General features: G+C 51.0%; 1 rRNA gene (running past one end of the window). It reads right to left on the reverse strand.

Annotation, left to right across the window (positions count from 1 at the left end):
- Positions 1–206 (reverse strand): 23S ribosomal RNA (locus ACPGXI_RS17975); its annotated part runs 628 nt beyond the window's last position; the annotation flags it as partial.

Genomic DNA, 206 nt, shown 5'->3' on the forward strand with positions numbered 1-206 from the left:
AGTCAAACTACCCACCACGCACTGTTCTCATCGCTGAGTTAGGTTCCAAACAAGCAAAGGGTGGTATTTCAAGGGTGACTCCACAACGCCTAGCGACGCCGCTTCATAGTCTCCCACCTATCCTACACATTACTTGCCCAGAATCAATGTGAAGTTGCAGTAAAGGTTCACGGGGTCTTTCCGTCCCGTTGCGGGTAATCGGCATC

The organism is Mycobacterium sp., from assembly GCF_049608025.1.
Lineage (GTDB): Bacteria > Actinomycetota > Actinomycetes > Mycobacteriales > Mycobacteriaceae > Mycobacterium.